The following is a 9,172-nucleotide window of genomic DNA, read 5'->3' on the forward strand; positions in this document are numbered from 1 at the left end:
CTGTATGCTCAGTTGAGAGCTAAATTGCGCGACTTGCGAATCGATTTGTGTGTCAACTCGCGTCGAAATCATGCGTATGATTCATGCATCCCGCGTAACGTAAGGACCCGCATATGAACGTTAAACGCGCCGTACGAGCCGTTTTTACCGCGGCACTCGCCACGATCTTCGTCTTCGGTGGTCTTTTATTTACTGTGAAAGTTTGGGCAAGCGCGGACCTGAGCTATCGAAGTCTCGACTACGACGTTCAAATCCAGACCGACGGCAGTCTCACGATCACGCAGCACATCGACATGCGCCTGCGCAAACGCACCGATGACGACGATAACGTTAAACCTTGGAAACAGCTGTATCAGCAGTACACACTCAACGGCACGAACCTGTCCGACATCACCGACATCAGCGTGCGCAACGTGACCACCGGGCAAACGTACACGCAAACTGAGCCGCGCAATCCGAACGGCGTGAGCAAAACCGAGTGGAACAGTGACTACGCGAATCACTGGTATATCGCCGACGTGACGAACGGCGTGTACTCACCGCAACCGTATGAGCCGATTCGTGACGGATATCCGATTCGCTCGGGTGCGGTGGATGGCAGTAAAACGATCGAGATCGGCTGGAATATTCCGTTTACTGAACACGCAAATAGTTTGCAATTCGACGTGACGTTCACGTTCGTCGGCGCGACGACTTTGTACGACGACGTTGCCACGTTCCAATGGGAGCCGTTTGGTGAAACGAATCAAACGCCGATCGGCTCGCTGACTGGTACCGTGCATTTTCCGAGCGGCATTGACGCGGATAATTCGTGGGCGTGGCTGCATTACGCGGGTACGTCAAGTACGTCGCGCGGGGAGGATGGGTCGCTCACGTTTACGGCGAGCGATGTGCGTGCGAAGGAGTATCTCGATGTGGTCGTGGCGTATGATGCGAGCGTGGTGAAGCCGCCGGCGTGGTGGAGCGGCGGCGGCGCGACTGGCGCTGGTGCGGACGCTGGTGGCGACGGCGGTAGCGCGCACAGTCGCAACGATGCGAACGCAGTCGGCAGTCGTTCAGGCGACTGGATTCACCGCGGCGCTGGCTCTGCGCTCGACGCAATCAAAGCCAGCGAAGCCAAGCAGGAAGTCGCGTGGCGTGATCAACAACGCTCTCGCGCGCGCATCAGGCTTGCCATCTGGATTGGACTCGCGCTCGTTGTGCTTATCCTGTGTACGATCGCGCTCGTGTCTGCACTGCGCAGTCACCTCGGCATGCGCTATCGCGGCGATATCGAATACTGGCGCGACGAGCCCGACGTAAGTCCGTCATCGGCCGCAAAATTTGCCGACGTGCTTGACCTCAAGTCGCACGGCTCGCTGTCCGCGCGTCAAATGAGCGCGAATGTGCTGTCACTCGCGTCGAAGAAAGCGATTGCGATAGTCCCCGGTCCGATGTCGATCTATCAGGGCATTGACTTAAGCCAACTGAACGCTACTCAGCTGGCAACGATGATCGGTTCGAGCGCAACTGATCGTCAGGTCGCTGGCACGACGAGTACGATCGTGCTGCTACCAGTATGTTACGACGATCGCGAACGTGAGAACTTGCAGCTCAGTCAATCGGAAGCCGCAACGTTGCGATTGCTGAAGGTCATCTCGGAGCGCGTGGGTGGTCCAGTGTTCGATCTCGAACGTATGAACGCGGTCTGTAAAAACTGGAGGGATGGCTACGAGTCGCTCGAACAGTACGAAACCGCGTGCGACAACGAGTTTGCGATGCTCGGTGCGACGCGCACATGCGGCACTCTCGCGCGCGTGTCAGGCAGATGCGCGGTCGCACTTGCAATCGTTACGGCCGTACTGCACGGCATCTTCTACACGATAACGGTCGCGTTACTGATCGTTGCGCCGGCGCTCTTCGTGGGCCTGTTTTCGATACAGTATGCGGCGCGCACGTCATTGACGGACGCAGGTCAGCGGCTTGCTGGTCAGGTGCGCGGATTGTACCGGTACATGACTGATTTTTCGAATTTTGCCGATCGTGGTGCGGCTGATCTCGTGCTGTGGGACCGCTATCTCGTGTATGCTGCTGCGTTTGGTATTTCCGATCGCGTATTGCGCGAGCTGGCGAAGGCGTATCCGCAAGTGATGGACCCGGATTGGTTGGATAGCAACGCGTCTGATTCGCTGCTGTACTGGAGTTACCGGCCATATGCGTGGTATGGCGGCGGTACGTCCGGTACGTCCGACGGCGGCGGATTCGGTGATTCCGGTTCCGGTTCTGACGGGTTCGATCCGGCTGCATTTAGTGCGAACGCAGGCGATATCGGAGCGCAGTTGAATGCCGGATTTGCGGATATTCGCTCGACAATTCAGGCGGCGGCGCCTTCGTCGAGCAGCGATTCGGGCGGCTCGTTCTCCGGTAGTGGATTCGGTGGTTCCGATGGTGGTTCTGGTGGCGGTTCTTTCGGCGGTCGGTGAGCTGGGTTTTTATGGGCTGTTGATGGTCGGCGGGCTGGTTGTACGGTCTGTTGATGGTCGGCGGGCTGGATTTCCTCAACGCATAGGTGCGGAAACCTGCTTGGTGGCGCGATTGTGTGTGCAGGAGGGTGCGGAAACTACGTCGTGGCGGAAAACGCTCGCTGAGACCGGTCTCAGCGAGCGTTTTCCGCCACTCCCGTTCGTGCGTGGCGGTTTTCTCTCACTAAGGGGTGTGTCAGCGAGCGTTTTCTGCCACGAGCATTGGGGTGTGTGGGTGTGTGTGGGAGGTTTGGTCACGCGATGGAATTGACCCGTTTCAATCCATCGCGTGACCTATGTATCCCCGATGTGTAGCGCACGGGATGGTAAAACCTCTATTTTTTCCATCGCGTGATTTGGGCATTCCACACGCGATGGCATGAAACCGGTATCATGCCATCGCGTGACCTTAATTCCTTTATTGTTCAGCGCACGAGATGGAAATTCTAGGTTTTTGGCCATCGCGTGAACATATCTATAATCACGGGATGGCAAAAACACGCTTTTTGCTGTCCCGTGATCCATGCTGACTCATGACCGCCTGCGCGATCGCCCATTTTGTGATGTTGCGGCGGAGGATAGGTTGTTTTCCGCCGGAATGTCACGGAAATGTGCTGGAAAGTGTGATATTTCGGCGGAAGGTGTTGGTGTGTCCGCCGGAATGTCACAAGAATTGGCCTGTTTGTGTGATATTGCGGCGGGCCTTAGGTGGTTCTCCGCCGGAATGTCACATTTGGGACCGGATTTGTGTGATTTTGCGGCGGAATGCAGGTGATCCTCCGCCGCAATGTCACACAAATAGTGATCACCACTCACCACATATAAACAAAAGAGCCCAGCGCAGTAAGAATAATTCGTCAAGCATTCATACTGTGTTGGCGCACTGGATATATGAGCGCAGCATAAGGATTGCTTTGTCACTATATGATGACAGCTACATGGCGTTGTTATATCCGAGGCTGGCCGTGGTACCGGATTGTATTGAGGGGTTTATACGCAAATCCGGCAAGATCAGTATGGCAGTAACAGTGCCTGTGCACATGCACAATATCGAACAATAACAGTATTCATGAATATGTCCAGCTGTTAAGGCTCGACATGCGGTAGCTGTAAGGGTGATGGGGAGTGTTGCGGAACAATGCTGTAAAAAGAACGGTCATAGCCGTACTCGTGGCTATATCGTTACTTTTCGCAGAAATGAACATCACCACTACGGCTGCTTCACCAGCTTCCTCCTATAATCCGAATGCTCCTGCGGTGGAAGTCGGTGAAGGGTCGAAAACCAAAATCACCCTCGAACTATACAAAGACAAGGATGGTACTCAGCCATTCAATCCCGACAAGGATACGCTCAAAGTGGGCGAATCCATGTTTGGAGATATCACATGGGATTGGGATGATACTGAAAAGCCGACGTTGGAAAGTCCGACTCGTTTTTACACAATACCGAGCAACGTCACTGTCAAAGATGCCGAAGAATCCACGCTGTACGATCCTAATGGAGCTGAGGCTGGAGTGTGGTGGATCAAGGATGGCAAAGTCTATACTCGCTGGAATGAGGACTGGCTTACGCGCAATCCTTCAGATATTACTTCGCGTATACGTTTCGAGTTCACGCTCAAACATGAGACAAGCGGCAATGACGATACCACGGTCGTTCATTTTCCCGGTGTAACAGAAAATATCATCATCAAGACTGACAAAACTGAGATTGACGGTAAGAAAACGTGGGCGCTCAACGATGACGGCACGATCACTTTTACTATCGCATTGCACAATAAGTTCAACGCTGATCATGTTGTGCTTACTGACACGATGGGCACGAGTTTTTCGTTTGTACCGGGGTCGTTTCAGTTAGATGGTCAATCTATTGACGCCAGCAAGGTGACTATTGACGGGCAGACAGCAACCGTCACCTTGGGTAAGCTGCCGGCTGCTCAAGACGGTGGTCATGTGATTACGTATCGAGCGGCGTTGACTGAAGCTGCTCAGCAAGCGCTTGCCAAAGGTACTCCGCTTGATCAGACTCAGAATAAGGCGAATTGGACGTGGGATGGTGCGGCGCATCCCGGGCACGCCGAGAACACACCGGACTTACGCAATACGTTGATCTCAAAAAATGTGGGCGGTTCAACTGAGAACCTTACATGGGATGTGACGATTAACGCCGGTAGTTACAAGTTTGACATGGGTGGCTATCAGTTTCGTGACCAGCTTCATGGCGCCCAGCACTACACCGGTACATACGAGGTAATCAAGCGAGTCGATGGTAAAGACACGAGCGTAGCGTCGGGTTCGTTTCCTACCAATGGCAAGGAGTTTACGTATACGTTTGGTATGGATGCGGGACGTAATGAGTATCATATCCGTTATCACACAGCGTACGATGATCCCAAGTCGATGGAGTCGATTAGTAATACCGGCACACTGACGCCGCATGATACAAATACGCAACCTAAGGGCGAGGACTCCACGGACTTCACACCGCAAGATACCACGGCTTATATCCACAAGAGACTTGACGCCAGCGCTTCTACGAATGCGGATGGAAGAGCGACATGGACGTCGACTATCTATACCTCACGGATGCCTGCGACAACCGATCCCACCACGCTCGAGTTTGCGGATGTTTTGCAGGGAAAACCAAAGGGGGCTTCGTTCAAGTTTGAGAAGAAACCAGTCTTCAAGATTAGTGACACAACGTTGATCGAAGGGCAGGATTATGACTATACGCGCGCGTTTAACCCGGATAATGACACTTCGTTCAACGTTAAGTTTAAGGGCGATTCAGTCAAAGCGGCTTTCGGCAAGCAGGATATTACCGTTACGTATGCCACTATTTGCAGCAGCGCTCCGGGAGATTACATCAACCGCTCTGTAGTGAAGTTCGGTACCAATCCGTCGCAAGGATATAACGCCGTCGATCATATCGATAAAAGCAACCTAGTGTCGAAAACTGGCGAGCTACAGTGGAATCAGGACTTCGATTGGAGCAAAATCGACTCTGCTGACCGATCAAAGGGTGCTTGGGTGGCCACGTGGAAAGTCGTGGTCAATGAGGATGATGACCCGAATAATCTTCACGGTCAGGTGAACACCGAAGGAAAGCCGATCGTAGTGACTGAAAAGTTGCCTGAAGGAATGACGTATGTGCCGGGTGGCAAATACGATATTCAAGCCGGTAACAGTCCCGGGGCACAAATCGGTCTCAATCTCGATGCCACTATGACGAAAAATACGGATGGTACGATCACCTTCACGCTGCCCACCGATTATCTTGAGCAGAATGATCACTTCTATAAGGCTTTCGCTATGCTCACGTATCAAACTGCGGCGAAACCAACTGGCAAACCGGTCACTTTCACGAATACCGCCACGGCTACCACCGGAAGTACTAATCTCGGCAGCGACTCAACAACAGTCAACGGAACACCCGAAGTCATTAAGAAAACGTCAGCGCAAGATAAAGACAAAAATCGTGTCACGTACAGTATTACCGTAAATCCTGAGGGTACCGATCTCGTTGCGAAAACTGACAAACTAACACTTTCCGACGTGATGGATACTGAGTCTACGTTTGTCACTGACTCATTGCGCGTAACCAATATCGCAACGAATAATCAGTTAACCGTGCCAACGACAGTAGATAACGTCAAAGATCAGCAAGGTAATCCGACGACAAAACTTACACTTGCGTTGCCTGACGCAACGCCGATGAAGGTCACGTATGATGTAACGCCGACCGGCGACCCCGGCGATAAGGTAACGTTGTCCAATACGGCTGAGCTACAGGGAATCGTCGCGGCAGCCTCTACGAATGAGAAAGAGTGGACAGTCACGAAACCGCAGGCCGAATCCGAAGGTGCTGCTGGCACGTTCACGGTGACCAAAGTGGATAAAAATAAGCTGGATCGATACCTTGAAGGTGCGGAGTTTGAACTCTGGAAGGTAGACGTAAGCAGGTTGCCGCAGCAGAACCCAACCGAGGATCAAATCAAGAATGTGTCAACTAAGGTGAGGACGGAAACGACCGGTACCAGTGGTCAGCTTACGTTTGGTTCCGCCGATCATCCCTTGGAAACGAACGTGCTGTACTACTTCATGGAAACGAATCCGCCGACATACACTGATACCAACGGCAACAAAGTGTATTACACGCTTGATCACACTCTGTACTATGTCATGCTCAAAGGCACCGTCGAAAGCGAATATCAGGCAGCTCTGCAAACAGTGACATCCCGCGGCATTCATCCTTCGTCGGCGAGAAAATTCAACGCGTACGACGAGGTATACAGGATGGAGTTGTTACCTATGACCGGGAGTAGTATGACGGCTCGTCACTGGATGCTCGTCGGCGGACTGCTTGCAACGATGTCTGCAATGATGCTGGCTGTGATTCACGATGTACGTAAGCGTAAAGGCTTGGGATGGTGATTGTGCGCTGGGACTGCGTCGTGGCAGAAAACGCTCGCTGAGGAGGCCTTCAGCGAGCGTTTTCTGCCACTCTCATTAGTGCGTGGCGGTTTTCTCTCACTGACAACAGCCTAAACGAGAGATATCTGCCACTCATATCCACGCGTGGCGGTTTTCTCTCGCTGAGGGTGTGCGTAGTGAGCGTTTTCTGCCACGCGCATTGGTGGTGTGTGTGGAGGTTTGATCACGCGATGGAATTGACCCGTTTCAATCCATCGCGTGACCAAGTGATTACCCCGTTTTGTGATGTTGCGGCGGAGGATAGGTTGTTTTCCGCCGGAATGTCACGGAAATGTGCTGGAAAGTGTGATATTGCGGCGGAAGATGGTGGTGTGTCCGCCGGAATGTCACAAAAATTGGCCTGTTTGTGTGATATTGCGGCGGGCCTTAGGTGGTTCTCCGCCGGAATGTCACATTTGGGACCGGATTTGTGTGATTTTGCGGCGGAATGCAGGTGATCCTCCGCCGCAATGTCACGCTTATAGATGACTTTGGGTTCAGGAGTGTAGGCTGGAGGCGGAAGGGCATCTAGCTATCAGGCCCAGCACAATCCAGTCAAAGGAGCACGCTCATGCTGCATCGCAATCTTGGCCCGTTCAATACCACGGCCATCGGCCACGGCGAAATGCCGCTGACCATCGAAAATAACCGCGGCCACGATATCGGCATTGAAACCCTGCACGCCTCGCTCGACGCGGGATGCCGTCATATCGACACCGCGTGGGCATACTACACGCCCGGCGAAGAGGAACAGACCGGCGAAAAACTCGTGCGCGAAGCCCTCGAAACGTGGAATGGGCCGAAAGACGAAGTGCTGGTCGCTACGAAAATCGGACTGCGCCGCGCCTACGACGAGGAAGGCAAGCCGATTTGGCCGCGCGATGGCAAGCCGGAACACCTCATCCGTTACGGCAAGGAATCGGCGATGGCGCTCGGCGTTGACACGATTGACCTACTGTATATGCACCGTCACGACCCGGAAGTGCCGTACAACGAGTCCATCGAAGCGCTGAAACAGCTCGTTGACGAGGGCGTTGCCCAGTATGCGGGCGTGTCAAACGTGAGTATCGAACAGCTCGATATTGCGCGCGGCATTCTCGGCGACAAGCTCATCGCTGTGCAGAACCAGTATTCGCCGATTCATCTCGACACGCAGGACACGCTCGACTACTGCGCCAAGCTCGGTCTTGCATTCGTATGCTGGAGTCCGCTCGGCGGTTATCGTCACCCGTACGACGAGTCCAAGTTTGACCCGTTCCGTAAAGTCGCGGCTAAGCATGGCGTGAGCTACCAGCAGGTCGTACTCGCGTGGGAGCTCGCTAAAGGCGACCACATGTTCGTGATTCCGGGCGCACATCGTCCCGAAACGATCCTCGACAGCCTTAAAGCCGGCGAACTCAAGCTCGACGACGAAGATTTCGCCACCCTCGGCTGAACGGGTTTGCCTAGTGGACTGCATCAGAAGTTCGTTTACGATGGTCGTTGCACTTTTGGCAGCACACCGCGCATGTCGGCGCGTGGCGGAAAACGCTCGCTGAGTGGCGTTCAGTGAGAGAAAACCGCGTGACTCTTGGCTTCCCCTGTCAAGGGAACCACTCCCAATAACGGGTAGTGAATTCGCTAACGAATGTATGACGCAGGAGACTAGTGGATGTTTGGGTAGTGCCCGGATTCTTGCGCACTTTGGTCTTCGCCCGGCTCTGCGACGATGATCAGTTCGCTACTGGTACGCTCTCACCGAGCCGGGACATGTCGAGGTAACGGCGCGTCGACCACTCGTTCGAGGTCACGTAGCGGACGCGCGCGCAGACGAGCATCAACGCGCTCCGCCCGTCCGGAAACGAGCCGACCACGCGCGTGCGTCGCCTGATCTCGCGGTTCAATCGTTCGATCATGTTGTTCGTACGGATGCGCCGGCGATGTTCCCTCGGATAGTCGTCGAGCAGGTAGGTCGTCGTCTCGCTAATGCCTTCGCGCAGGCATTTGGCAGCCTCTCTGAGCTTCCTTGTCTCCAGTTCCTTGGCGACGGATTCCGCCTTCTCCAACGCCTTGTCGCGTGATTCCATAGCAAACACGGCCTTAAGCGCGTCCGCAGCCCACTCCCGGTTTCTGGGGTTGACCTTGGCGAGGATATTGCGTTCGAAATGCACCATGCACCGCTGATAACGCGCCTCCGGCAACAGTTCGTTCACGGCGGC

Annotated in this window: 5 protein-coding genes; 4 read left to right on the forward strand and 1 reads right to left on the reverse strand. The window is 54.0% G+C overall.

The window, feature by feature from the left end; translation table 11 throughout:
• Positions 1-113: 113 nt before the first annotated feature.
• The 4 genes from BHAP_RS07440 (at position 114) to BHAP_RS07450 (ending at position 8,409) form a co-directional block, all read left to right on the forward strand.
• A complete protein-coding gene (locus BHAP_RS07440) occupies positions 114-2,462 on the forward strand; it encodes a DUF2207 domain-containing protein (protein ID WP_094730097.1) in 2,349 nt (782 codons plus the stop codon).
• A gap of 1,236 nt (positions 2,463-3,698) precedes the next feature.
• Positions 3,699-6,935, forward strand: coding sequence for an isopeptide-forming domain-containing protein (locus BHAP_RS07445; protein WP_143248759.1), 3,237 nt, complete (start codon positions 3,699-3,701; stop codon positions 6,933-6,935).
• 230 nt (positions 6,936-7,165) lie between these two features.
• The gene (locus BHAP_RS11490) at positions 7,166-7,432 is read left to right on the forward strand and encodes a hypothetical protein (RefSeq protein WP_143248760.1); all 267 of its coding nucleotides are present in this window, start codon (positions 7,166-7,168) and stop codon (positions 7,430-7,432) included.
• Between the two features lie 113 nt (positions 7,433-7,545).
• Positions 7,546-8,409 (forward strand): aldo/keto reductase, encoded by an 864-nt coding sequence (locus tag BHAP_RS07450; RefSeq protein WP_094730099.1) that lies wholly within the window; start codon positions 7,546-7,548, stop codon positions 8,407-8,409.
• A 277-nt stretch (positions 8,410-8,686) separates the two neighbouring features.
• Here BHAP_RS07450 and BHAP_RS07455 read toward each other — a convergent pair.
• Positions 8,687-9,172 (reverse strand): transposase (locus tag BHAP_RS07455; protein ID WP_211279705.1); only part of this gene is annotated, 486 nt, incomplete at its 5' end.

It is taken from the genome of Bifidobacterium hapali (assembly GCF_002259755.1).
Taxonomy (GTDB): Bacteria; Actinomycetota; Actinomycetes; order Actinomycetales; family Bifidobacteriaceae; genus Bifidobacterium; species Bifidobacterium hapali.

What these genes read in the sequence shown, in the direction of transcription:
- BHAP_RS11490 (WP_143248760.1), top strand. Translation starts at nt 7,166, where the DNA reads ATGGAATTGACCCGTTTCAATCCATCGCGTGACCAAGTGATTACCCCG.
- BHAP_RS07450 (WP_094730099.1), top strand. Translation starts at nt 7,546, where the DNA reads ATGCTGCATCGCAATCTTGGCCCGTTCAATACCACGGCCATCGGCCAC.
- BHAP_RS07445 (WP_143248759.1), top strand. Translation starts at nt 3,699, where the DNA reads ATGAACATCACCACTACGGCTGCTTCACCAGCTTCCTCCTATAATCCG.
- BHAP_RS07440 (WP_094730097.1), top strand. Translation starts at nt 114, where the DNA reads ATGAACGTTAAACGCGCCGTACGAGCCGTTTTTACCGCGGCACTCGCC.